The organism is Methylibium sp., from assembly GCF_031393925.1.
Taxonomy (GTDB): domain Bacteria; phylum Pseudomonadota; class Gammaproteobacteria; order Burkholderiales; family Burkholderiaceae_C; genus Methylibium.
In genome coordinates, this window is sequence record NZ_JANMWL010000006.1 from 1 (window position 1) to 22,278 (window position 22,278).

Annotated in this window: 24 protein-coding genes and 2 pseudogenes; 11 read left to right on the forward strand and 15 right to left on the reverse strand. The window is 66.1% G+C overall.

Going from position 1 to position 22,278, the window contains the following annotated elements; all coding sequences use genetic code 11:
* From mnmE to rpmH, 5 genes are all read right to left on the reverse strand, one after another.
* Positions 1-1,403, reverse strand: a 1,403-nt coding sequence (gene mnmE / locus RMO12_RS00350) for a tRNA uridine-5-carboxymethylaminomethyl(34) synthesis GTPase MnmE (protein ID WP_309637786.1), incomplete at its 3' end; no start/stop codon positions are given.
* Between the two features lie 75 nt (positions 1,404-1,478).
* The gene (yidC, locus tag RMO12_RS00355; protein WP_309637787.1) at positions 1,479-3,143 is read right to left on the reverse strand and encodes a membrane protein insertase YidC; all 1,665 of its coding nucleotides are present in this window, start codon (positions 3,141-3,143) and stop codon (positions 1,479-1,481) included.
* Positions 3,140-3,412: a membrane protein insertion efficiency factor YidD gene (yidD, locus tag RMO12_RS00360; protein WP_309626231.1), complete on the reverse strand. Its 273-nt coding sequence runs from the start codon at positions 3,410-3,412 to the stop codon at positions 3,140-3,142. Before yidD ends, yidC begins: the two co-directional genes overlap by 4 nt.
* The gene (locus RMO12_RS00365) at positions 3,397-3,828 is read right to left on the reverse strand and encodes a ribonuclease P protein component (RefSeq protein ID WP_309626230.1); all 432 of its coding nucleotides are present in this window, start codon (positions 3,826-3,828) and stop codon (positions 3,397-3,399) included. Before RMO12_RS00365 ends, yidD begins: the two co-directional genes overlap by 16 nt.
* A gap of 23 nt (positions 3,829-3,851) precedes the next feature.
* On the reverse strand, positions 3,852-3,986 hold the full coding sequence (rpmH, locus tag RMO12_RS00370; protein WP_309626229.1) for a 50S ribosomal protein L34: 135 nt from the start codon (positions 3,984-3,986) through the stop codon (positions 3,852-3,854).
* 280 nt (positions 3,987-4,266) lie between these two features.
* Between rpmH and dnaA the strand changes: the two genes are divergently transcribed.
* The 3 genes from dnaA to gyrB all read left to right on the forward strand — a co-directional run bounded on the left by dnaA (position 4,267) and on the right by gyrB (position 9,677).
* Positions 4,267-5,670: a chromosomal replication initiator protein DnaA gene (gene dnaA / locus RMO12_RS00375; protein WP_309637788.1), complete on the forward strand. Its 1,404-nt coding sequence runs from the start codon at positions 4,267-4,269 to the stop codon at positions 5,668-5,670.
* 234 nt (positions 5,671-5,904) lie between these two features.
* The gene (dnaN, locus tag RMO12_RS00380; RefSeq protein WP_309637789.1) at positions 5,905-7,011 is read left to right on the forward strand and encodes a DNA polymerase III subunit beta; all 1,107 of its coding nucleotides are present in this window, start codon (positions 5,905-5,907) and stop codon (positions 7,009-7,011) included.
* Positions 7,012-7,121: 110 nt separating this feature from the next.
* Positions 7,122-9,677, forward strand: a complete 2,556-nt coding sequence (gene gyrB, locus RMO12_RS00385; protein WP_309624271.1) for a DNA topoisomerase (ATP-hydrolyzing) subunit B — start codon at positions 7,122-7,124, stop codon at positions 9,675-9,677.
* Between the two features lie 72 nt (positions 9,678-9,749).
* On the opposite strand, the gene RMO12_RS00390 is transcribed toward gyrB, so the two are convergent.
* Together RMO12_RS00390 and RMO12_RS00395 are read right to left on the reverse strand one after the other, a co-directional pair.
* Positions 9,750-9,878 (reverse strand): hypothetical protein, encoded by a 129-nt coding sequence (locus RMO12_RS00390; RefSeq protein WP_309624272.1) that lies wholly within the window; start codon positions 9,876-9,878, stop codon positions 9,750-9,752.
* Complete coding sequence (locus tag RMO12_RS00395) at positions 9,875-10,174, reverse strand: hypothetical protein (protein ID WP_309637790.1); 300 nt, start codon at positions 10,172-10,174, stop codon at positions 9,875-9,877. The genes RMO12_RS00390 and RMO12_RS00395 overlap by 4 nt, the downstream gene beginning before the upstream one ends.
* 117 nt (positions 10,175-10,291) lie before the next feature.
* Here RMO12_RS00395 and RMO12_RS00400 point away from each other — a divergent pair, with 117 nt between their 5' ends.
* The 3 genes from RMO12_RS00400 (at position 10,292) to RMO12_RS00410 (ending at position 12,733) form a co-directional block, all read left to right on the forward strand.
* The gene (locus RMO12_RS00400) at positions 10,292-11,170 is read left to right on the forward strand and encodes a transglutaminase family protein (protein WP_309637791.1); all 879 of its coding nucleotides are present in this window, start codon (positions 10,292-10,294) and stop codon (positions 11,168-11,170) included.
* A 9-nt stretch (positions 11,171-11,179) separates the two neighbouring features.
* Positions 11,180-11,875, forward strand: a complete 696-nt coding sequence (locus RMO12_RS00405) for an SAM-dependent methyltransferase (RefSeq protein WP_309624275.1) — start codon at positions 11,180-11,182, stop codon at positions 11,873-11,875.
* 165 nt (positions 11,876-12,040) lie between these two features.
* Positions 12,041-12,733 carry a PEP-CTERM sorting domain-containing protein gene (locus RMO12_RS00410; protein WP_309637792.1) on the forward strand — a complete coding sequence of 231 codons (693 nt, stop codon included), beginning with the start codon at positions 12,041-12,043 and terminating at the stop codon, positions 12,731-12,733.
* A gap of 40 nt (positions 12,734-12,773) precedes the next feature.
* Here the strand turns inward: RMO12_RS00410 and RMO12_RS00415 are convergent.
* From RMO12_RS00415 to RMO12_RS00435, 5 genes and pseudogenes are all read right to left on the reverse strand, one after another.
* Positions 12,774-13,277 (reverse strand): annotated as a pseudogene (locus RMO12_RS00415) (hypothetical protein).
* Between the two features lie 68 nt (positions 13,278-13,345).
* Positions 13,346-13,801 (reverse strand): hypothetical protein, encoded by a 456-nt coding sequence (locus tag RMO12_RS00420; protein ID WP_309637793.1) that lies wholly within the window; start codon positions 13,799-13,801, stop codon positions 13,346-13,348.
* 175 nt (positions 13,802-13,976) lie between these two features.
* On the reverse strand, positions 13,977-14,972 hold the full coding sequence (locus tag RMO12_RS00425; protein WP_309637794.1) for a lysylphosphatidylglycerol synthase domain-containing protein: 996 nt from the start codon (positions 14,970-14,972) through the stop codon (positions 13,977-13,979).
* Positions 14,973-15,030: 58 nt separating this feature from the next.
* Positions 15,031-16,299 carry a cardiolipin synthase ClsB gene (gene clsB, locus RMO12_RS00430; protein ID WP_309637795.1) on the reverse strand — a complete coding sequence of 423 codons (1,269 nt, stop codon included), beginning with the start codon at positions 16,297-16,299 and terminating at the stop codon, positions 15,031-15,033.
* The gene (locus tag RMO12_RS00435; RefSeq protein WP_309637796.1) at positions 16,296-17,060 is read right to left on the reverse strand and encodes an endonuclease/exonuclease/phosphatase family protein; all 765 of its coding nucleotides are present in this window, start codon (positions 17,058-17,060) and stop codon (positions 16,296-16,298) included. The genes clsB and RMO12_RS00435 overlap by 4 nt, the downstream gene beginning before the upstream one ends.
* 129 nt (positions 17,061-17,189) lie before the next feature.
* Between RMO12_RS00435 and RMO12_RS00440 the strand changes: the two genes are divergently transcribed.
* Complete coding sequence (locus RMO12_RS00440) at positions 17,190-17,675, forward strand: SET domain-containing protein-lysine N-methyltransferase (RefSeq protein WP_309637797.1); 486 nt, start codon at positions 17,190-17,192, stop codon at positions 17,673-17,675.
* A 297-nt stretch (positions 17,676-17,972) separates the two neighbouring features.
* The gene (locus RMO12_RS00445; protein ID WP_309637798.1) at positions 17,973-18,728 is read left to right on the forward strand and encodes a sigma-70 family RNA polymerase sigma factor; all 756 of its coding nucleotides are present in this window, start codon (positions 17,973-17,975) and stop codon (positions 18,726-18,728) included.
* 41 nt (positions 18,729-18,769) lie between these two features.
* On the opposite strand, the gene RMO12_RS00450 is transcribed toward RMO12_RS00445, so the two are convergent.
* Positions 18,770-19,453 carry a dienelactone hydrolase family protein gene (locus RMO12_RS00450; RefSeq protein WP_309626435.1) on the reverse strand — a complete coding sequence of 228 codons (684 nt, stop codon included), beginning with the start codon at positions 19,451-19,453 and terminating at the stop codon, positions 18,770-18,772.
* Positions 19,454-19,460: 7 nt separating this feature from the next.
* On the opposite strand from RMO12_RS00450, the pseudogene RMO12_RS00455 reads away from it, so the two are divergent.
* The 3 genes and pseudogenes from RMO12_RS00455 (at position 19,461) to RMO12_RS00470 (ending at position 21,262) form a co-directional block, all read left to right on the forward strand.
* Positions 19,461-20,008 (forward strand): annotated as a pseudogene (locus RMO12_RS00455) (NnrU family protein).
* Between the two features lie 268 nt (positions 20,009-20,276).
* On the forward strand, positions 20,277-20,513 hold the full coding sequence (locus RMO12_RS00465) for a hypothetical protein (RefSeq protein WP_309637800.1): 237 nt from the start codon (positions 20,277-20,279) through the stop codon (positions 20,511-20,513).
* A gap of 59 nt (positions 20,514-20,572) precedes the next feature.
* Positions 20,573-21,262, forward strand: a complete 690-nt coding sequence (locus tag RMO12_RS00470; protein ID WP_309637801.1) for a DNA-3-methyladenine glycosylase I — start codon at positions 20,573-20,575, stop codon at positions 21,260-21,262.
* On the opposite strand, the gene gstA is transcribed toward RMO12_RS00470, so the two are convergent.
* The gene (gene gstA / locus RMO12_RS00475) at positions 21,255-21,863 is read right to left on the reverse strand and encodes a glutathione transferase GstA (RefSeq protein ID WP_309626442.1); all 609 of its coding nucleotides are present in this window, start codon (positions 21,861-21,863) and stop codon (positions 21,255-21,257) included. The genes RMO12_RS00470 and gstA overlap by 8 nt on opposite strands.
* Before the next feature lie 65 nt (positions 21,864-21,928).
* Complete coding sequence (locus tag RMO12_RS00480; protein WP_309625102.1) at positions 21,929-22,177, reverse strand: hypothetical protein; 249 nt, start codon at positions 22,175-22,177, stop codon at positions 21,929-21,931.
* Positions 22,178-22,278 lie beyond the last annotated feature (101 nt).

Below are 22,278 nucleotides of genomic sequence, written 5' to 3' on the forward strand. Positions count from 1 at the left end.
TTCCCGATGCAAAAGCGCCCGAAGATTTCGCCAAGCAGATCGTCGGCGGTGAAGGCGCCGGTGATCGCACCGAGCGCGTCGTGCGCCAGTCGCAGTTCCTCGGCCAGCAGGTCGAGTGCGCCGTCTGCGCATGCTGCCAGCGCTTGCGCCTGAAGCAAATGCTCACGGGTGGCATGCAAGGCCTGCAAGTGGCGGGTCCGGGCGATGAACACACCCTCGCTGCCGGCGCGCCAGCCGGCCAGCGTCAGCAGGCGTTGGCGCACCGCTTGCAGCCCGAAACCGGTGCGTGCAGAGATTGTCAGGGCCGCTTCGGGCAACGCCGCTGCGGGTGCAGCATCGATCTTGTTGAAGACATCGACCACGCTCGCGCCGGGCGCTAGCCGCTCCGCGATCTCGCGCTCGGCCGCGTCGTACGCGGGCTCGCCGATGCGCGTGAGGTCGTGCAGGAAGATCACGGCATCGGCGTCGACGATGGCCTCCCAGCTGCGCTGCATGCCGATGCGTTCGACCTCGTCGCGCGCCTCGGGCTCGGCACGCAGGCCGGCGGTGTCGATCACATGCAGCGGCACCCCCTCGATCTGGATCGTCTCGGCCACCTTGTCGCGCGTGGTGCCGGCGATCGGCGTCACGATCGCCAACTCGGCGCCAGCCAAGGCATTGAGCAACGAGCTCTTGCCCACGTTGGGCTGGCCGGCCAACACCACGCGCATTCCCTCGCGCAGCAGCACGCCCTGGCGGGCTCGCGCCAGCACCGAATCGAGCTGAGCGGCCATGCGCACAAGCCGCCCGCTTGCGTCGGCCTGCTCGAGAAAATCGAGCTCCTCTTCAGGAAAATCTAGCGTTGCCTCGACCAGCATGCGCAGCTCGATCAGCCGTTCGCGCAGGCCGTCGACTTCGCGCGAGAAGGTGCCGGCCAGCGCGCGCGACGCCGAGCGCGACGCCGCCTCGGTACTGGCATCGATGAGGTCGGCCACCGCCTCGGCCTGCGCCAGATCGAGCTTGTCGTTGAGGAAGGCGCGCTGGGTGAATTCGCCCGGCTCGGCAACGCGCAAGCCCGCCAGCCTGGTCTGACCGCTGCGCGCGTCGGTTTCGGCCGCGGCTTCCAGGCAGCGCGCCAAAAGCAACTGCAGCAGCACCGGCCCGCCGTGCGCCTGCAACTCGAGCACGTCTTCGCCGGTGTAGCTGTGGGGCGCTGGAAAGTGCAGCGCGAGGCCCCGGTCGATCGGCTCGCCGCGTGCGTCGAGGAACGGTAGGAAGTGCGCATGCCGGGGCATCAGTACGCGGCCACACAGCGCGCGGACGAACGGCCCCAGCGCCTGCCCGGAAATGCGCACGATGCCCACCGCACCACGGCCCGGCGCGGTCGCAACGGCGACGATGGGGTCTTGGTGGCGCGGCAGCATGCTCCCGATTGTCATGGCTGAAAAGCAAACGCCCCGCGGTGCGGGGCGTTGCCTGCAACGGTGCGGTGGTGCGCGTCAGTTCACGCCCATCTGGCGATTGATCCACCACTGCTGCGCAATCTGCAGCAGGTTGTTGGTGATCCAGTACATCACCAGCCCGGCCGGGAAAAAGAAGAACATGACGCCGAACACCAGCGGCATCATCCACATCATCCGGGCCTGCATCGGATCGGGCGGCGTCGGTTGCAGCCAAGTCATGAAGACCGAGGTCGCCGTCATCACCAGCGGCAGGATGTAGAACGGATCCTTCACCGACAGGTCCGTGATCCAGCCGACCCACGGCGCATTGCGCATCTCCACACTCGACAGCAGCACCCAGTACAGCGCAATGAAGACCGGCATCTGCACCAGGATCGGCAAGCAGCCGCCGAGCGGATTAACTTTCTCTTCCTTGTAGATGCGCATCATCTCCTGCTGCATCTGTTGCGGCTTGTCCTTCAGGCGCTCGCGCAGTGCCATCACCTTGGGGTTGATCGCCTTCATCTTGGCCATGGACCGGTACGCACTCGCGTTGAGCCCGTAGAACGCCGCCTTGAGCAGCACCACCAACGCCACGATCGCCCAGCCCCAGTTGCCCAGCAGCGTGTGCAGCTGGTCGAGCAGCCAGAACAGCGGTTTGGCAATGATGGTGAACCAGCCATAGTCCTTCACCAGCTCCAGGCCCGGTGACAACGCCTCGAGGCGCTTTTCTTCTTGCGGTCCGACAAACAACTGGCTGTCGAACACCTTGGCTGCGCCGGGCGCGATCTCGCCAAGCGCGAAGATCTCGCCCACCGCATAAAGGTTGTTGTCGACCTTGCGGGTGTAGAACTCACGCGGCGCCTTGTCGTTGTGCAACCAGGCCGAGAAAAAGTAGTGCTGCACCATCGCGACCCAGCCGTTGTCGGCGCTTTTGTCGTGTTCGGCGGCGGTCTTTTCGATGCTCTTGAACTCGATCTTGGTGAATTTGCTCGCGTCGGTATAGATGACCGGGCCGGTGAACGTGCTGTAAAAACTCGACTCCCCGGGCGGCGGGTTGCCGTCGCGCACAAGTTGCAGGTAGAGCTGCGGCGAGAGCGACGCGCCGGAAGTGTTGACGACCTCGTGGCGCACCTGCACCGCATAGCTCGCGCGGTTGAAAGTTAGCGTCTTCCTGAGCCTCACGCCGCCCTGCTCGGGCGACTCGAACACCACGCTGATCGCGTCGCGGCCGGGCGCCAGGGTGGTTTCGCCGGGCTGCAGCAGCATCGGCGTCAGGTGCGTGGGCAGCCCCGCCGCGCCGATGAGCCCGGTCTGCGCGAGGTAGATGCGGGCCGCCGAGCGGTCGAGCAGCACCACGTTCTTGCTGCGGTCGTTCTGGTCGACCTGCGTGAGCAGTTCGACCCGGACCACGTCGCCGCCGCGCGCGTCAAGCGTCGCCTTGACGACGTCGGTGGCGACTGTCACCGTCTGCGCGGCAGCAGGCGCCGAGGCCGCGCCAGAGGGCGGCGCCCCGATGGGGGCAGACACCGAGGCCGCGGCGATGGTGGTCGCGGCGGGCACGGCGCCCGGCGCGGAGAGCGGCGCAGAAGCACCTGCCGCCGGGCGCGACGCACCGCCAAACATCGAGGGCCGGCCGGCATGCTTGTTCCAGCCGTCCCACAGCAAAACGAGCGACATCGTGAATACCACCCACAGCAGGGTGCGGCGCATATCGGTCATGAGGAACTCTCGGACGGGGAAGAGGACACCGCGGCGACCGCGCGTCGAAAAGTAAAGACCGACGGCACGGCATCGTGGCCGCCGGCACATCCGGGATGGCAACGCAGGACGCGGCGCCCGGCAAGAACGCTTCCACCCAGCGCGCCATGCCACTCGAGCGCCTGCAGCGCGTACGCCGAACAACTCGGCGTGAAACGACATCCACTGCCGAGCCAAGGGCTGAGCAGCAATCGGTAGCCGCGCACCAGCGCGATCAGCAACGCTCGCATTGCGTCGTCGGCGTGTGCGCCTTGGCAAACAGCGACTCGACCTCGGCGCGCACGCTGCGGCGCAGCGCGTTGGACGCGGCGCTCGGGAACTGGGCCACGGAGAACGGACTGCGCAAGCGCAGCAGCCAGTCCCCCGCGCGCAGCGCGCCAGCGTGGCGCAGCCAGCCGGCTCGGCCCTGACGCTTGATCAGGCTGCGCGTCACCGCGCGCCGCGCATGGCGTTTGGGGACAACAAGCCCGAAACGCAGGCAGTCTTCCACAGTGGGCGCGCGCGGCGTTTCGCCGGTTGTTGACAACTTAGGCGACTGTGGCAGGTAATGGAGCGCGAAGTGCTCGGTGCGGGCGCAAGCTCGCGTACTCAAGGCACGTTCAAAATCGGCGGCACCGAGACCCTGCCCTGCCGCACACCGGCTCACGCCCGCTTTCGCAAGGATCGAACTCAGAGGCCCAGACGCTTGCGGCCCTTGGCACGACGCGCATTGAGCACGTGACGGCCGCCACGCGTCTTCATGCGCACCAGAAAACCATGGGTGCGGGCGCGGCGGATCTTAGACGGTTGGTAGGTGCGTTTCATGATGAACTAAACCTCAGGGCGTTTGGGAACTCTCGGCAGCGCAGGTAGAGTGTGTTGGGCCGATGCCGCGCCGGCGCGGCTGAAAGGCCCCTAGTCGCAAACGCGGCCAGGGAAACCAGGCATTAGAGCAAAAACGTCCTTTTAGGTCAACGGCTTGCGCCGCGAAGCCTGGTTGCGGGCAGTTTGATCGGCGCTTCTAAACTGTGGATAACCACCTTTTAAAGCGGCTCGTAGCGACTAGAATCCAACCGCTCCGAATGAATTGTCCACAACGAAAACAATGATCGCTGATGTCTGGTTGCGTGGCTGCGAACGCCTGGCGACCGAGTTGCCAGAGCAACAGTTCAACACCTGGATACGCCCGTTGCCGGCGGCTGAAATGGTCGATCGCGGCAGCGAAGTCGTGGCGGTGCTGCGCGTGCCCAATCGCTTCAAGCTCGACTGGATTCGCAACCAGTACGGTGCGCGCATCGAAGCGGTGTTGAGCGAGGCGGCGGGCAAGCCAGTGCGCCTTGATTTACAACTCTCCTTGCGTGAAGCGTCGCCGCGCGGGCCGGATGTGGCTCGCGGCACGGGCCACCTGCAAGCGATTGGTCAGTGGTTGGGGGGTTCGGGGCCGAACGGCGGCCCGGCCGTTGCGTTCAGCGCGCCCGCACCGACGCCGCTGCACCGCCTGAACGCTTCGCTCAGCTTCGACACGCTGGTGCCCGGCCGTGCCAACCAGATGGCGCGCACCGCGGCGTTGCACGTGGCTGGCGCGCCGGGCGTCATGTACAACCCACTGTTCATCTATGGCGGCGTGGGCCTGGGCAAGACGCACCTGATCCACGCAGTGGGCAACGCCCTGCTGCGCGACAAGCCCGACGCACGCATCCTCTACCTGCACGCCGAGCAGTTCATCACCGACGTGGTGAAGAACTACCAGCGCAAGACCTTCGATGAACTCAAGGCCAAGTACCACTCACTGGACCTGCTGCTCATCGACGACGTGCAGTTCTTCGCCGGCAAGGAACGCACCCAGGAGGAGTTCTTCAATGCCTTCGAAGCGCTCTTGGCCAAGAAGGCGCACATCATCATGACCAGCGACACCTACCCCAAGGGGCTGGCCGACATCGACGAGCGCCTCACCTCACGCTTTGATGCCGGGCTGACCGTGGCCATCGAGCCGCCCGAGCTCGAGATGCGCGTGGCCATTCTGATGAAGAAGTCCGACGTCGAAGGCGCACCGATGCCAGAGGACGTGGCGTTTTTCATTGCCAAGAACGTGCGTGCCAACGTACGCGAACTCGAAGGCGCACTGCGCAAGGTGCTGGCGTATGCGCGCTTTTCGCACAAAGACGTCAACATTGCGCTTGCCCGCGAGGCGCTCAAAGACCTGCTGTCGATCCAGAACCGGCAGGTCGGCGTCGAGAACATCCAGAAGACCGTCGCCGACTTCTACAAGATCAAGATCTCCGACATGTACTCCAAGAAGCGCCCTGCCTCGATCGCCCGGCCCCGGCAGATTGCCATGTACCTGGCCAAGGAGCTCACGCAAAAGAGCCTGCCAGAAATTGGTGAGTTGTTCGGCGGCCGCGACCACACCACAGTGCTGCACGCGGTGCGCAAGATCGGCGGCGAACGGACCAAGAACACCGAACTGAACCAGCAACTGCATGTGCTCGAGCAGACACTCAAGGGCTAAAGCATGCCGATCGCCATCACGTCAAGTGACAAGCCTGGGGACAAGTTTCCAACAAGCAGCAGGTCATCCACAGCACCGGCGCGCCGAGCGAAGTTGTTGTGTCCGACTCCCAAGCGACCGGCGCATCGGCACACAGGGTTGCAGCCCAGCTAAGTGACCGTAGGAACGAGAGAAAATGCCCTTGTCCACAGAACACGTCGGCTTCTACTACAACGACTACTCCAAGAGGTTTAAATGATTGTCTTGAAGAGCCCGCAGGAAAAGTTTTTGGGAGCGCTCCAGGCCGTGTCCGGCATCGTGGAGCGCCGACACACCTTGCCGGTGCTGGCCAACGTGCTACTGCGCAAGACGGGCAGCGAGATCGAGTTCACCACCAGTGATCTCGAAATTCAGGTGCGCACGCGCGGCGAGTTCGACGGCGATGAGGGCAACTTCAACACCACCGTCGGTGCCAGAAAACTCATCGACATCCTGCGGACCTTGCCCCCCGAGCAGACTGTCACTCTGTCGAGCGCGCAGAACAAACTCACGCTGACCGGTGGCAAGAGCCGCTTCACCCTGCAAACCCTGCCTTCGGAAGATTTTCCGCTGGTGCAAGAGGCCGCCGATTTCGGCCCTGTGTTCAGCGTTCCGCAGAACTCGTTGCGGGCCTTGATCGCGCAAGTTCACTTCGCCATGGCGGTGCATGACATTCGCTACTACCTGAACGGCATCTTGTTCGTGGCTGAAGGCAAGAGCCTCACGCTGGTTGCAACCGACGGCCATCGGCTGGCGCTGGCACAGGCTAATCTCGACGTAGAAATGCCCAGACAGGAGGTGATCCTGCCGCGCAAGACCGTGCTCGAACTGCAGCGGCTCCTGAAGGAAGAAGACACGCCGATCGAGATGAGATTTGCCGGCAACCAAGCCAAGTTCGCGTTCTCTGGCATGGAGTTCGTCACCAAGCTGGTCGAGGGTAAGTTCCCCGACTACAACCGTGTCATTCCCAAGACCCATAAAAACCATGTCACGCTGGGCCGATTGCCCCTGCTGGCGAGCCTGCAGCGCGCCGCGATTCTGACGAGCGAAAAGTTCAAGGGCGTGCGCCTGAATATCGAGCCCGGCAGCCTGCGGATTGCATCGAGCAATGCCGAGCAGGAAGAAGCCAAGGAAGAGATCGAAATTGACTACGGTGGTGACGCCATCGAGATTGGCTTCAATGTCACCTACCTGATGGACGCTCTGGCCAATATGGGGCAAGAGATGGTGACTCTGTCGCTGCAAGACTCCAATAGCTCAGCGCTTGTGACCGTGCCCGAGCAAGCCGGCTTCAAATACGTGGTCATGCCGATGCGCATTTGAGCGCATTAACCCGACCACCAGAGAGCAGCGGGCCGCGAGCCCGCTGCGGCGTTTTAAAGGAGTGGTACCCGGGCCCAAAGGCCTGCCACCCGAGAGTGAAGAAAGCCCCCATGAGTGATCCAAAGACTCCACAGCACGACGCCAGTAGCGGCGTGACGCAACAACCCGTGCCATCGGCCGAGGGCCACGTCATTTCAGTGGGATCAGACGCATCGCTCGCTTACGGCGAAGGTTCGATTCAGATCCTCGAAGGCCTGGAAGCGGTGCGCAAGCGCCCTGGCATGTACATCGGCGACACCTCCGACGGTACCGGCCTGCACCACCTGGTTTTTGAAGTGGTCGACAACTCGATCGACGAGGCCCTGGCCGGCCATTGCGACGACATCGTCGTCACTATCCATTCCGATAATTCCATCTCCGTCATCGACAACGGCCGCGGCATTCCGACCGGCGTGAAGATGGACGACAAGCACGAGCCCAAGCGCAGTGCAGCCGAGATTGCGCTGACCGAGCTGCACGCCGGCGGCAAGTTCAACCAGAACAGCTACAAGGTCTCGGGCGGCCTGCACGGCGTGGGTGTGAGCTGCGTGAATGCCTTGTCCAAGTCGCTGCGTTTGACGGTGCGCCGCGAAGGAAAGATGCATTTCATGGAGTTCAAGCGCGGTGTGCCGCAGGACCGTGTGCTCGAGCAGCGGGGCGGCTTCGAGGTCAGTCCAATGAAGATCACCGGAGAAACCGAGAAGCGCGGCACCGAGGTGCATTTTCTGCCCGATGAAGAGATTTTTACCAACATCGACTTCCACTACGACGTGGTGGCCAAGCGCTTGCGCGAACTCTCGTTTCTGAACAACGGCGTGAAGATTCGCTTGGTCGACGAGCGCAACGGCAAGGAAGACAACTTCGCCTACGCCGGCGGCGTGAAGGGTTTCGTCGAGTTCATTAACACCGGTAAGAAAGTGCTGCACCAGAACATCTTCCACGCCCTGGGCGACAAGATGAGCGAGTTCAATACCAACATCGGCGTTGAAGTGGCAATGCAGTGGAACGACGGCTACAGCGAAAACGTTCTGTGCTTCACCAACAACATTCCGCAGCGCGACGGCGGCACTCACCTCACCGGCCTGCGCGCTGCCATGACGCGCGTCATCAACAAGTACATCGACGAGAGCGAGCTGGCAAAGAAGGCCAAGGTCGAGATCGCTGGTGACGACATGCGCGAGGGTCTGGCCTGCGTGATCAGCGTGAAGGTGCCCGAGCCCAAGTTCAGCAGCCAGACCAAGGACAAGCTGGTGTCCAGCGAAGTGCGCGGCCCCGTCGAAGAAATCGTCGGCAAGCTGCTCAACGATTACCTGCTCGAGAACCCGGTCGATGCCAAGATCATCTGCGGCAAGATCGTCGAGGCCGCGCGGGCGCGTGAGGCCGCGCGCAAGGCCCGGGAACTGACACGCCGCAAGGGCGTGCTCGACGGCATGGGGCTGCCCGGCAAGCTGGCCGACTGCCAGGAAAAAGACCCGGCACTGTGCGAGATCTACATCGTCGAGGGCGACTCCGCCGGAGGCAGTGCCAAGCAGGGCCGCGACCGCAAGTTCCAGGCGATCCTGCCGCTGCGCGGCAAGATCTTGAACGTGGAACGGGCGCGTTTCGAGAAGCTGCTCACCAGCAACGAGATCCTCACGCTCATCACCGCACTGGGCACCAGCATCGGCAAGGACGAATACAACCCCGACAAGCTGCGCTACCACCGCATCATCATCATGACCGACGCCGATGTGGACGGCGCCCACATCCGCACGCTGCTGCTGACCTTCTTCTACCGCCAGATGCCGGAGCTGGTCGAGCGCGGCCACATCTACATTGCGCAGCCGCCGCTCTACAAGGTCAAGCTCGGCAAGGAAGAACAGTACCTCAAGGACGGCGTGGAGCTCGATGCCTACTTGCTGCGTGTGGCACTGCGCGACGCGCGCCTGGAAACCGGCGTCGACGGTGCGGTGCTGCAAGGCGAAGCGCTCGAAGCGCTGGCGCGCCAGTACGTGCTGGCCAGCAACGTGAGCGCGCGCTTGGCCAACTGGATGGACGTCGAAGCGCTTCGCGCCATTGCCGACGGCCTGCCGCTGGACCTGGACACCCTGGCCGAGGCCGAGACCTCTGCCGCAGGCCTGGCCGCGGCGCTGCATGACGCCGAGGTTCGCGCCGAATTCGACGTGCGCACCGACAAGCACATCCTGCGCATCAGCCGCCGCCATCACGGCAACACCAAGAGCAGCGTGATCACTGCCGACTTCGTGCATGGCGCCGACTACGAAGCCCTGGCCAATGCCGGGCTTGCCTTCAAGGACCTGGTGGCAGCCGATGCCCTCATCAAGAAGGGTGAAGGCGAGAAGCAAAAGGAAGCCAAGGTCAGCGACTTTCGCCAGGCGATGGCGTGGCTGATGCTGCAAGCCGAGAACAGCGTCGGCCGCCAGCGCTACAAGGGCCTGGGCGAGATGAACCCGATGCAGCTATGGGAGACCACCATGGACCCGACCGTGCGGCGCCTGCTGCGGGTGCAGGTCGACGATGCGATCGAGGCGGATAGGGTGTTCACGATGTTGATGGGCGACGAGGTGGAGCCGCGAAGAAACTTCATCGAGGCCAACGCCCTGAGGGCGGCGAATATCGACGTGTGATCACTGGAGAAAGGTCAGCGGTAGTTGCCGCGCAGGCGGGCGGCGCAGCCGTTCTTGGACGCCGCGCTTCGCTCAGCGCACTCCGGCAGCCGACGCCAGCGCCGACACCGCGGCCGGGTAGTTTTGCCCCGCCGCATGACGCAGCCAGGCCTCGCTTTGCGCCAGATCACGTTCCTTGCCCTTGCCGTTTCGAAACATCATCGCCAAGGCGTACTGGGCCTCGGGGTCACCCGCTTCGGCCGCTGCCGTGAAGCGCCGGGCGGCTCGTCGAGGTTGCGCGGCACGCCGCGGCCGGCTTCATACATCCAGGTCAGACGCGTCAGTGCCGAGCGGTCGCCTTGTTCGGCCAGCTTTGCCGCTTCGTCGAAGCTGCGCTCGCGCTGCGCATCGGCGGGAATCTCCAGGCTCACCGTGTCTTGTGCGGCGACGGTGACGGACCATCGTTCAGGCGCCGCTGCGGCGGCCGGCTGCACCAGGGAATTTCTGAGTTTGCTCATGATCCGCCAAGCGTAGCGGATGCGTGCGCACCGTCTGGCAAGAGGCGGGGGCATACTCGGTTGGACCAACGGCATGCTTCGTGCTCAGCATTCATTGCCCTCGACATGCCGACCACGATGATCAAGCTCAGCCTCGCTCTCGACCTGAACTACCTGGTGGGTGAGTACGGCGCCGATTTCGTCTTCAACATCCACGCCGCGCACACCGCTTGCCAGACCCTCGCCAGCGAACAGCTCACGCTGAGCCCGCCGGTCGAGCACCGCGTGGACACCGACCCCGCCACCGGCAACCGTTACCTGCGCCTGAAAGCGCGGGCCGGGGCCCTTCACGTGGCCTACCGCGCCACGGTGGAGCTGCGACACCACTTCGCGGCACCCGAAACGCTCGCCGAGGTGCCGGTGGAGCGCATGCCGCTGACGGTGCTCGGTTATCTGTACCCAAGCCGCTACTGCCAATCCGATCGCCTCATCAAGCTGGCGATCCGCGAGTTTGGCGCGCTGCGCCAGGGCCACGCACGCGTCGAGGCGATCCAGGCGTGGGTGCGCGAGCGGGTCAGCTTCACGTCCAATTCGTCCAACAGCAACACCGCGGCGGTCGACACCCTGATCGAACAACGCGGCGTATGCCGCGACTTCGCGCACCTCATGATTGCGCTGTGCCGCGCCGTCAACATCCCGGCGCGTTTTGCCACAGGCACCGACTACGGCGCCGACCCCGCCCTCGGTCCGCCCGACTTCCATGCTTACGTAGAGGTCTACCTGGGTGAGCAGTGGGTCATCTTCGATCCATCGGCCACGGCCACGCCGATGGGCTTGGTGCGCTTCGGCACAGGCCGCGACGCCGCCGATGTGGCCTTTGCCACCATCTTCGGCGCCGTCAGTTCGCAGCCGCCGCTGGTGAGCGTGCTAGCTCTAGAGGATGCCGCGGCGGGCATTGGGCCGCCTTATCACTGCCGCGAGGCGATCTCTACCGACGGGGTCGCCACGCTCTGCTAGGAAGCGCTCTTGCCCGGCTACCAAGTCAAGCACGAGCGCATCGCCGTTACCGGCGTCGCCGACCTGCAGATCCGCTCGCTGCTCGACCGCCAGCAGTTCGCCGACCCGCTCGGCGTTGCACTGCGGCTGGGCATTTCGTCGGCGGCTTGGCCGCTGTTCGGGCTGCTTTGGCCTTCGGGCTACCAACTCGCGGCTCGCATGGCGCTGCGGCCGGTCTGCCAGGGCGAGCGCATTCTGGAAATTGGCTGCGGCCTGGCGCTGGCCAGCCTGGTGAGCCACCGTCGCGGCGCGGACATTACCGCCAGCGATTGCCACCCGCTGGCCGCCAGCTTCCTGGCCGAAAACGTACGGCTCAATGCGCTTGCGCAGTTGCCCTATCGACATGGGCATTGGCAGGACGACACGTTCGGCGTTGAAGGGCCCGTGGGGCTCTTGCCGGTGCAGGGGCGCTACGACCTCATCATCGGCAGCGACCTGCTTTACGAGCGCGACGAGCGCGGATCGCTTGCCGGCTTCATCGCTCGCCACGCGCTGCCTTCCGCGGCGGTGTGGATGGTCGATCCCAACAGGGGCAATCGCCCCGCGTTCGCGCGCCACATGCGCCTGCTGGGTTTCTCGCTGCACGAGCAACGCCTGGATGTCCCCGCCACGTTCGACACTGCCGGCTACAAGGGCCGCCTGCTGGTGTTCTCGCGAGCCGTGTAGCGCGATGGGTCAACTCCGGCACGGTATACATCCGCTTACCCCGTGACCGAGGGGGCATGACGCCTGCGAATGGGGGCTGCGCTGGTGCGTGTCAGCCGGCACACTAAAGGTGTCGCAACGCCCACGGCGCTAGCGCAACACAATTAAGCGTCGGAGGGCTGAATCATGAATACGCGCAAACGTAAGGCGATCTTCAGAAGTCTCATTGCGCTGGTGTGCCTCGCGGCCACAGGCATCGGCACGTATTCCATGAGGGCCAGCCAATTCCCCGGTGGCGAGGCCGAGCACGATCCGCGCGCGCAGGCCAAGTTGCTGGCGCACGCGCCTACCGGTGGACCCGACGAGTCGCTGGGCAAGATCGCGCCGTGGCCTACGGCCGGGCGTGGCGGTTCGGTGGGCGGTGTCGAGCCGGTTTCGCTGGTGGTGGTCGGCACCCGCGACGCTCCGGCCTTGAGCAGCACGGTGCTGTTCGACTATCCGCCGACCGATGAGTTTTTTGAGCCATTCGTGCTTGCCTTTGCGCACCCGCCCGCGGGCGGGCCGTCGAGTGGCGGCAGCGACGGTGCCGTGCCCGGAACGCCCGGCGACGAGGCCGGCCCCGATCTGGGCGATGCACCGATCACCCGGTCCGGCCCACGCGCCTTTATTGGCGGGCCCGGTGGCGCGTCAGGCGGTGCGGGTTCGCCGTTCACGGTCTTGTCCGGGCCACCCGCCAGCGATTGCTCGGACTGCGTCGGGCAGCAGCCGTCGGTGCTGATGGCCGTTTCGCCGGTGCCCGAGCCCAGCACCTACGCCCTCATGATCGCTGGCCTGCTCGCCGTGGGCGCCACGACGCGACGCCGCCGTCGCGAGGGTTGAAGCGCGGCCGGGGCGCTGCGCTGGTAGGCGCCCCGCTGCTTCACTTGAGTTTCACGTCCTCGCTCTTGGCCTCGGCCATGGCCTCAGGCTCCAGCTCCTCCGCCGCGCGGTTGAGTTTGATGAACACCCCCAGCCGGCCAGCAGCGCGCCCACCGCCAGCAACACGGACGCCGCTTCGGGCAGTCGCTCGGGCGCTTCGTGCAACGCCTGAAACACGGCGACCAAGCCCTCGATCGCCAGCGCCACCACCACCACGACGAGAAAGCGCGACAGGAAGCGCCGCACCCGCGTCGGCGCGCTCACGTGCGCCTCGCGCACGACCTCTCTTCGATGATGGTCTGGCCGATCTGTAGCGGCGCCACGACCGCCACCGCGATCAGGCCGATGGCTTCGATTACGCCCAGTGAGGCTTTGTGCGTCAGGCCATCGCCCAGCGCCTCCCACCCGGTATGCATCCCGATGGCCACCAGCGCCAGCGACGCAAGTACGAAGATCAGCGCAATCAGCGCGTGGACGAGCGGAATACGCGCAACAGGAACTTCATGAGGCGGGTCGAGAGCGGGCCGGAACGCCCGCATCGTAGCGGCGCCCGGCCGCACGCGCCTGCTGCAATCAGGGGGCGTCCGCCGCGCGACGACGGCCGGCGCGCGTGCGCGGCGGTGATGCTGGCCCCGGCGCCCGGGGCGCCAGGGCCGGCGTCTCTTGCTGCGTCTGATTCTGCGTTGTCGTCGGCGCGGGCACTTGAGCCCGCAGCGGCGTCGGGGCGGGCGCAGCGGCACTGGACGAGCTGATCGCGGCCTTCATCATCGCCCGCTGGGCCAGCAGCAAGGCACGCGTTTCCTCCACGCGGCTGCGGTGGGCTTGTAATGCGCCGTAGGAAGGTTTGCAGTTGCCCAGGCGCACGGCGCCCATGCCTTCGATCAGGCACCTGCCCGAAGCGCGATCCCACAGCCAGTAGAACCCTTCGAGCAGGGTGAGGATCTGCTGCGGCGTGGCCTGCACGAGGCAGTGGCGGTAGCCATCGGAGTCGTACAGGGATTTCGTGACGTTGAGTCTTCGATCGAGCATGGCGGCGGGCAAGCTGGCAAGGGTGGGAAAGCCAAGCATGCCGGCAATCGCGTCGCCGCCGCGTTAAATACGGCGCGCCGGAGCGCTTCGCTGCTGCGAAGCGCCGATGAAAGCGGGCCAAACGTGATGTCCTGCTATCGAATCCTGCTGAAATCGCAGCCCGGCACTTAGCGGCTCAGCTGCTCTGGGCGCGCGGCCCGACCGCCTGCCCACCTGCGCAGCCCGCCCGGCGGGCGCGTGCCTCCATCGTCAGATACAGCGGCACCGCCACGGCGAGCGGTGCGAGGTAGTAGATCGCCCGGTAGGTCAGCAGCGCCGCAAGCAACTCGGTCGTCGGCACACGGTGCGAGAGCAGGGCGACGAACACCGCCTCGAGCACGCCCAGCCCGGCCGGCACGTGTGCGATCACACCCGCCACGGCGGCCACCAGCAGCACGGCGAGCACGGTGGGGTAGTCGATCTGGCGCTGCAGCAGCATGAACACAACACCGCCGATCAGCGCCCAGTTGAGCATCGACAACACCAACTGCAGCAGCGCCAGTCGCGCGCCGGGCAAGGTGAAGTCGTGCCCGCGCAGGTTGAAGCTGCGTCGGCGCGCGAACGCGCACAGCGCCAGGTAGGCCAGCGAGGTCGCGAGCATGCTCGCACCCAGCCAGCGCAGTCCGCCGCTGCCCAGCTTCCAATCGGGCGGCAGCTCCAGTGGGCGCAGTAGGAATAGCGTACCGCCCAGGGCCAGATAGCCCAGCCAGTTGGTGGTGAGGCTCAAGGCCAGCACTCGCGTGATCACGGCCGTGTCCAGGCCGAGCCGTGAATACAGGCGGTAGCGAAACGCGAAGCCGCCGACCAGCGAACCGAAGTTCAGGTTGAAGGCATAGCTCACGAAGGTGACGCCGATCACTTGGCGGATGCGCAGGTCGTGCCCGGCGTAGTGCCGGCCCAATACGTCGTAGCTGCCGTAGACGGCGTGGCTCGCGAGCGCCAGCGCGGCGGCCGCCAGTAGCGTGGGGGTGGTGTAGCGTTGCATGGCGACAAACACGTCGGACCATTCGATTTGCCGTGCGTGCTTGACGATCAACCACGCTACCAGCGCGAAGAACGCGCAGGTGAGCACACGCTTCAAACCAGGCCACCATGGTCGTGACGTGATGCCGCCGCGCGAGCGATCGGGCACGGTGATCCCCGACTTGCGGGCGGTGGCCGGGCTATTGGACGAAGACCGCGAGCCCATTTCAGTGGGGATCGGGCAGCCCCGACGCGCCGGAGCTAGCTTCTGGCGCCGCAGGCGGCTGCGTCGAAGCCAGTCGCGGCGCATGAGCCGGCAGCCATCCGGCCCAAGCCGGAAAGCGCCGCAGGAAATGGAACACGAAGAAACTGCGCACGCCGCGCCAGACCCGGCTGCCGGCGTTCGGCTCGACCGAAATTTCCTTGCAGCCATGCTCCATGAGCGACTCCAGCCGTTCGCGCAGGCAGGCATTGAAGGCGCGGTCGCGCACCACCAGATTGGCTTCCAAGTTGAGCGCCAGGCTCAGCGGGTCGAGATTGCTCGAGCCGACCGTGCACCATTCGTCGTCGACCAGCGCCACTTTGCCGTGCAGCGGGCGCTTGCAGTATTCGTAGACCTTGACGTTGGCGCGAAGCAGATGCTCGTAGAGCATCTCGGCGGCGGTCTTCACGATCGCCATGTCGGGCTCGCCCTGCAGGATCAGCCGCACGCGCACGCCGCGGCGCGCCGCGCGGCGCAGCTCGCGCAGTAGCCGGTAGCCGGGGAAAAAGTAGGCGTTGGCGATCACCACCTCGTGGCGCGCCGAGCGGATGGCGACGCGGTAGTGGCGTTCGATGGCGGTACGGTGCTCGGCGTTGTCGCGCGTCACGAACATCGCCTGGGCGGGGCCGGCTTCGGCCTGGGTCGGGTCCGGCACAGTCCGCGCGTCGGCGCGGCGCCGCAACCAGTGCCGACCTGGCGCCGGCTTGTCGAGCGCGTCGCTAACGAAGCGGCGGATGTCGGCCACCACCGGCCCGACGACTTCGACGGCGTAGTCCTGCTTGGCCTCGGGGCCGAAATCGGCCAGGTGGTCGGCCGAATAGTTGATGCCGCCGACGAAGGCACGTTCGCCGTCGATCACCACCAGCTTTCTGTGCATGCGCCGGAACACGTTGAGCCGAAAACCGAACAGGCGCGGCTGCGGGTCGAATACGTGCAGGCGAACGCCAGCGTCGCAGAGGCTCGCGATGTAGGGCGGCGTCAGTTCGGAGGAGCCGAAGCCGTCGACGGTGAGATCGACCTGCACGCCGCGCCTCGCGGCGGCGACGAGCGCGTCGCGCAGCGCCAGGCCGACCTTGTCTTCGAACAGGATGAAGGTCTCGATCAGCACCTCGCGACGTGCTGCGCCGACCGCCTCGAACACCGCGGGGAAAAACTCCTCGCCGTTTTCGAGCAGGCGCAGCGCATGGCCGGGCTTCCAGCGCGCGCTCCTGGCCGGCCTGCCCGGGATGTTCACAGGCTGATCTCCGCAGCCAGCGGCGCGTGGTCCGACAGGTGCGACCAGGGCCGGCGCGGCAACACCATGGGCGAATGCACGCGCGCGTTGCGCACGTAGATGCGGTCGAGCGAGAGCATTGGCCAGCGCGCCGGAAAGGTCTTGGCGGCCTGGCCGTGCGCCCTCACGAACACCTCGTGCAGGCCGGCACAGCGGTCGAGCACGTGATGCGCGCGGCGCCGCCAATCGTTGAAGTCGCCGGCAATCAGGAGCGGCGCATCGCCCGGCACCTCGTCTTCGATCATGTGGCGCAACAACTCGAGTTGCTGGCGGCGGTGACTCTCCTGCAGGCCGAGGTGCACACAGATTGCATGCACCTGCGGCTCGTGGTCGGGCAGGCGCAAGACGCAGTGCAAAAGCCCGCGCCGCTCCGGCCCGGCGATCGATACGTCGCGGTTCTCGTGGTGCACGATCGGAAATTTCGACAGCAGCGCGTTGCCGTGATGGCCGCTCGGGTACACCGCGTTTCGACCGTAGGCGAACTGCGGCCAGATGGAATCGGCCAGGAATTCATAGTGCGGCGCTTCAGGCCAGTCGGCCAGCCGTCCCTGGTGCTTGGCGTGCGTGCCCTGCACTTCTTGCAGGAACACGACATCGGCCGACACGCCGCGCACCGCCTCGCGCAGTTCGTGCAGCATGAACCGGCGGTTGAAGACGGTGAAACCCTTGTGGGTGTTGACCGTAAGGACCTTGAACGAGAACGAGGACGAGGCGGCAACCATGAAAGCGATTGGACTCTGGGCAGCGAGGGTTCGTTGTAAGAGCAATCGGCCCTCCCGGCTGTAGGAGAGCAGGCCGAGCACCCGACCGACGTGGCAGCCTCGTGCGCTACCGACGGGCCAAAATGCGGCATGCCCAGGCTCGATGCGCGCGAACCCGCGGCGCCGTCCACCGAAACACCGCCCTCGCAGCGGCTGCGCGGCGCGCCGGCCGACCCGCAGAAGTACGCCGTGCAGGTGCTCGCTAGCCGCATCGACGGACACGGCGCCTTCGCCGGCGAGCCGATCCCGGCGCGCCGCAAGATCGGCGAGATCCGCGGTGAAGCCATCAGCGTGCGCGAGGCGAGGCGCCGCGCCCGCGAGCTGCAGCGCATCATGATCGTCGAGGTGTCCGAGCAGCGCGCGATCGACGCTTCGCAATCGAGCGACCCACTGCGCTTTACCAACCACGCCTGTACGCCGAATGCGTCGCTGCGCATCCGCCAGGGCCGCGTGGAGATTTATGCAATGCGTGACATTCGCACCGGAGAGGAGATCGTGGTCGATTACGGCCTGAGCCATCACGCAGGCCGCCTGCGTTGCCGCTGCGGCGCACCCAACTGCAAGGGCCGCCTTTGAGGGCGCTTTGTTTCAGGGCAAGCCAGGCGCGACGCCGGTTGCGTGCGCCAAGACGCGGTCAGACACAGTCGATCGGCGATTGCGGAGGCGTGTTGTTGAGGCTGAGCCCGGTTCGAGCCCAGGCACCCGGTGACATCCGCACGCAGCGCGCGAGGCGTGCAAACGTCACAAAAGGCTGTCTTGTCGACACTTCACAGTGAAGTTTGATGACGACTTTTACGAATCTCGAGCCAACGTAGCTGAATTGACGAACACACTCGGTGGGTGAATGACGCAACAGTGACCGATGGTTTCTTAGTGACCGCTCTCGAACCCGTTTCGATCACCCAGCGGAGTTGCGCGCGCAGTGCGCAATTGCGCGAGCACTCATTGCTCGTGCGCAAGATCGCCGGTCGGGTGAGTGCGCGCGCGCCCGCCAACGTGGGCATCGACGAATTGGTGCAAGCCGGGATGATCGGTCTGGATGAAGCGATCACGCGCTTTGAATCCGACCGGGGTGCCACGTTCGACACCTATGCCTCACGGCGCATCGAAGGGGCGATGCTCGACACGCTGCGCATGGCGGACAGCCTTTCCAGAGAGGCTCGCCGACGCCAGCGCGTGATTCGCAACACCGTGCAGGAACTCGAGCACCGACTGCTGCGCGCACCGCGTGCCCAGGAGGTTGCCAACGAACTCGGCTGGGCCCTGGCGCAGTTACACGACGCCATGGTCGAGGCCGGTGCGGGCTCCAGACGCAGCCACGACGACTCGCTCGACGATGTGCAGTTCGAGGCCAACACCGCCGCCGAGCTGGGCAACGACGAATCGCATCACCTGACGGACGAGCACGCCGACCCGGCGCACGCTTTGCAGCGCCGTCAGCGCCACCTCGCGCTCAACCGCGCCTTCGACGCGCTCGACGAGCGCGAGCGCAAGGTCATGGAAATGATCTACGAGCACGGGCTTGACCAGGCCGACGTGGCTCAGAACCTCGGCCTGAGCGCCGCGCGCATGTCGCAGATCCACGCCTCGATCGTCGCCAAGCTCAAATTGCGGCTGCGCGACTGGTAGCGGCGCGCCGACAGCGCTGCGCCACTACAAGGCAACGGACCCTAGCTGCGGGGCGCGGCCTGATGCGCCAACACACGCAACAACCAGCGGTTCAAGTCGCCGATCTCCGCGGCGCACACCGCATGCTGCATGGCGTACTCATGCCACTCCAGCGGCTGCCCGAGTTCGAGCAGGGCGTCGCGCGTGGCGATGGCGCGCGACAGCGCAATGACCGGGTCGGCGCGCCCGTGGGCCAGGAACACAGGCGTGTCGCGGTTGGCGACGCTGCGCTCGGTCTCGGTGTGTGCGGCCAGCGGCAAATAGCCTGAAAGTCCAGCCAGCCCGGCCAGCCGCTCTTCATGACGCAAGCCGGCGAGCAGGGTCATGGCGCAGCCCTGCGAGAAGCCGGCCAGCACGATGCGCGATGCGAGGACGCCGCGCTCCTTTTCGCGCGTGATCAACGCTTCGACCTCGAGCAGCGAGGCTCGCAGCCCGGATTCGTCCTCGCGCTGCACCACATCGGCGCCGAGGATGTCGTACCAGGCGCGCATGGCGTGGCCGCCGTTGATGGTGACCGGCCGTACCGGCGCATGCGGGAAGACGAAGCGCACGGCGCCGACCGGCGCCAGCTCTAATTCACCGCAGATCGGCACGAAGTCGTTGCCGTCGGCGCCCAATCCGTGCAGGACGATGACGCTGGCGGTGGGCGCTTTGCCGGTTTCTATTTCAATGCAGTCGAGTGTCATGCGCGACATGCTAAACGCTGTGCAGGCCGCGCTACTTTGGCTGTCGGAGCGTCCCATCACCGCCCTCGTGCTCGGCCTCTTGCTCTTCCTCGGCGCGCACTCAGCGCGCATCGTCGCCGACCCCTGGCGCACGCGCGGCATCGCGCGCCTGGGCATCGTCAAGTGGAAGGGCTTGTACGCGCTGCTGTCGATGGCCGGCTTCGCCCTGCTCGTCCGGGGTTACGGCCAGGCGCGCTAACAGCCCGCCGTGCTGTGGGTCGCACCGCTGGCGACGCGCCACATCGCGACCTTGCTGACGCTGGTTGCGTTCGTGCTGGGGACGGCCGCTTACTGGCCGTGCAACGCCATCAAGGCGCGCTTGCATCAGCCGATGTTGCTGGGCGTCAAGGGATGGCGCTTGCGCATCTGATCGCCAACGACACGCCAGCAGATCTGCTGCTGTTCGGCGGCTTCCCGGGCGCGGCGGCGCTGTGTTTTCGCGCCGCCCGACGGCGCGACCGGGCGCAGGGCACGCGCTATGCCGCCGGCACGGCACGGCGCTCGGCACGGTCATGACGGTCGTGGTCGTGGTCGCGGCAGGGGCGGCCGTTCGCCTTCTGGGCCCATGAGCGTTGCATGGGCGTGCGGCCGTTCGGCTGAGAAGACGACCCCCATGCACCTGCGGTGCTGCCCCCGAGGGGCGCCCAGCCTCCTTGGCGCGGCCCGGCGAAGGCGGTGCGGTGCCAAGCTCCCCCTTTAGAGGGGGTCGGACTCCTCCTTCGGTGTGATGGCGCCGACGCGCACCGGCGCTGAACATGAAGCCCATCACACCGCGGAGCCCGCCATGACCAGCCTTTTCCTTACCGCCTGCCTTGCCCGCATTGCCGGGCGGCCCGTTTCCTCGGCCGCCGTGGCGCGCGCCCGCTGCGCCGCGCGCACCGATGCTGATGCCGATGAAAACACACCCTGTGGTGGCTGCTTCGACTCCAGCCACGAGCTGAGCCAGGGCTTGGCGATTACCGAGCACGGCGAGCTCGACGCCGGCGCGGTCGAGCAAGCAGCGCTCGGGTGCGCGCATTGAGCTGCGGTGCCTCGGCGGGCATGATCGTGGCCCTATGTTCCCGTCGCCCGCACGCCGCCATGCAAGTCGATGCTCCCGCCGCTGGACTGTTTGTCGACGCCGCCGAGCCGGCGCTGGCGCGCTGCGCTTGGTGCAAGGCAACGCCCGCCTACCGCCATTACCACGACCACGAATGGGGCCATCCGGTCGACGACGACCGCCGGCTGTTCGAGAAAGTCTGCCTGGAAGGTTTCCAGGCCGGCCTGAGCTGGCTCACCATCCTCGACAAGCGCGAGAACTTTCGCCGCGCCTTCGCTGCCTTCGACGCCGAGCAGGTGGCGCGCTACGGCGCCGCCGATGTCGAGCGCCTGCTCGGCGACGCGGGCATCGTGCGCCACCGAGGCAAGATCGAATCGACCGTCAACAACGCGCGGCGTGTGATCGAAATGCGCGCCGAGTTCGGCTCGCTCGCCGCCTACGCCTGGAGCTACGAAGCGCAGGCCGGCCCGCGCCCGCCGCGCGTCACGCTGGCGGCCCTGAAAACGATGACCAGCTCGGCCGCGTCCGTCGCCCTGTCGCAGGACCTTAAGCGCCGCGGCTGGAGCTTCGTCGGGCCAACCACGATGTATGCCTTCATGCAGGCGATGGGTTTGGTCAACGACCACCTCGAAGGTTGCCATGTGCGCGAGCGCGCGCTCGCAGCGCGCGCCGCGTTCACGCCGCCGCTGCCCGGCTGCAGCCAGTCGGCGGCGGCCGGCCTGCCTATTTGAGCAAGCCCTCGGCCTTCATCGCCGCCTGCACCGCAGGGCGCGCCGCCACGCGCTGCATGAAGGCGCCGAGGTGGGCGTAAGGCTTGATGTCCACGCCGACATGCTGGCCCCAGTTGGCGACGACGAACAGGTAGCCGTCAGCGACGGTGAAGCCCTCGCCCATCAGGTAGTCCTTGCCGGCGAGCTGCCCGTCGACCCATTGCAGCCGCTCGCCGAGCTTGGCGCGAAACAGCGCCTTGGCTTGCTCGGGCATGTCCGCGTTGAACAGCGGCGTGAACACCTTGTGCAGCTCGGCGGTGATGAAGTTAAGCCACTCCTGCAGCCGGTAGCGCTCGCGCGTTCCGTTGGCGGGTGCCAGCTTCTTGTCGGGCACCTGGTCGGCGATGTATTGCACGATCGCCGGGCCTTCGGTGAGACGGCTGCCGTCGTCGAACTCGAGCACCGGCACCTGGCTCTTCGCATTGATGGTGTTGAAGTCGGTGCCGTCGGCGAGCTGCTTGGTCTTGGTGCTGGCCAGCACCGGGGTGAAGGCGAGGCCGGCCTCGCGCAAGGCGATGTGCGGCGAGAGCGAGCAGGCGCCGGGGCTGTAATAGAGTTTCATAGAGGGTTCTTTCAAAAAGAAGGCGGCCGCGCGGCGAGACCGCGCGGCCGGGAGAGCGATCAAGCTCAGATGCCGAGGATCTTGCGGGCATCGCCGAGCGACTTGACCGCGTCGTCATGCTTGCCGGCCTTGTGCTCGGCCTCGCCCTCGCTGCGCAGCAGCTTGACCTTGGCCAGGTCGGCGTCGGTGAGCGTGGGCGACGTGGCGAGCTTGGCGTCGATCGCGGCCATGTCCTTCGGGCAGTGATGGGCCAGCGCGGAGCCGGCGGCGACCGACAGGACGGTCGCCAGTGTCATGGAAAGAAGCTTGTTCATCGAGTTCTCCATTGAATCCAAAGGGCGGGTCCACAGCGGGCGGGCCCGCAAACACTTTAGTCGGCCCGCGCCGATCCTGCCGGCGGGGCAGCGAGCCACGG

Bases quoted from the DNA above. Each gene is read 5' to 3' on its own strand.
- yidC (WP_309637787.1), bottom strand. From the start codon at position 3,143: ATGACCGATATGCGCCGCACCCTGCTGTGGGTGGTATTCACGATGTCG.
- yidD (WP_309626231.1), bottom strand. From the start codon at position 3,412: ATGCGAGCGTTGCTGATCGCGCTGGTGCGCGGCTACCGATTGCTGCTC.
- rpmH (WP_309626229.1), bottom strand. From the start codon at position 3,986: ATGAAACGCACCTACCAACCGTCTAAGATCCGCCGCGCCCGCACCCAT.
- dnaA (WP_309637788.1), top strand. From the start codon at position 4,267: ATGATCGCTGATGTCTGGTTGCGTGGCTGCGAACGCCTGGCGACCGAG.
- dnaN (WP_309637789.1), top strand. From the start codon at position 5,905: ATGATTGTCTTGAAGAGCCCGCAGGAAAAGTTTTTGGGAGCGCTCCAG.
- gyrB (WP_309624271.1), top strand. From the start codon at position 7,122: ATGAGTGATCCAAAGACTCCACAGCACGACGCCAGTAGCGGCGTGACG.
- RMO12_RS00390 (WP_309624272.1), bottom strand. From the start codon at position 9,878: ATGATGTTTCGAAACGGCAAGGGCAAGGAACGTGATCTGGCGCAAAGC.
- RMO12_RS00395 (WP_309637790.1), bottom strand. From the start codon at position 10,174: ATGAGCAAACTCAGAAATTCCCTGGTGCAGCCGGCCGCCGCAGCGGCG.
- RMO12_RS00400 (WP_309637791.1), top strand. From the start codon at position 10,292: ATGATCAAGCTCAGCCTCGCTCTCGACCTGAACTACCTGGTGGGTGAG.
- RMO12_RS00410 (WP_309637792.1), top strand. From the start codon at position 12,041: ATGAATACGCGCAAACGTAAGGCGATCTTCAGAAGTCTCATTGCGCTG.
- RMO12_RS00420 (WP_309637793.1), bottom strand. From the start codon at position 13,801: ATGCTCGATCGAAGACTCAACGTCACGAAATCCCTGTACGACTCCGAT.
- RMO12_RS00435 (WP_309637796.1), bottom strand. From the start codon at position 17,060: ATGGTTGCCGCCTCGTCCTCGTTCTCGTTCAAGGTCCTTACGGTCAAC.
- RMO12_RS00440 (WP_309637797.1), top strand. From the start codon at position 17,190: ATGCCCAGGCTCGATGCGCGCGAACCCGCGGCGCCGTCCACCGAAACA.
- RMO12_RS00450 (WP_309626435.1), bottom strand. From the start codon at position 19,453: ATGACACTCGACTGCATTGAAATAGAAACCGGCAAAGCGCCCACCGCC.
- RMO12_RS00465 (WP_309637800.1), top strand. From the start codon at position 20,277: ATGACCAGCCTTTTCCTTACCGCCTGCCTTGCCCGCATTGCCGGGCGG.
- RMO12_RS00470 (WP_309637801.1), top strand. From the start codon at position 20,573: ATGCAAGTCGATGCTCCCGCCGCTGGACTGTTTGTCGACGCCGCCGAG.
- gstA (WP_309626442.1), bottom strand. From the start codon at position 21,863: ATGAAACTCTATTACAGCCCCGGCGCCTGCTCGCTCTCGCCGCACATC.
- RMO12_RS00480 (WP_309625102.1), bottom strand. From the start codon at position 22,177: ATGAACAAGCTTCTTTCCATGACACTGGCGACCGTCCTGTCGGTCGCC.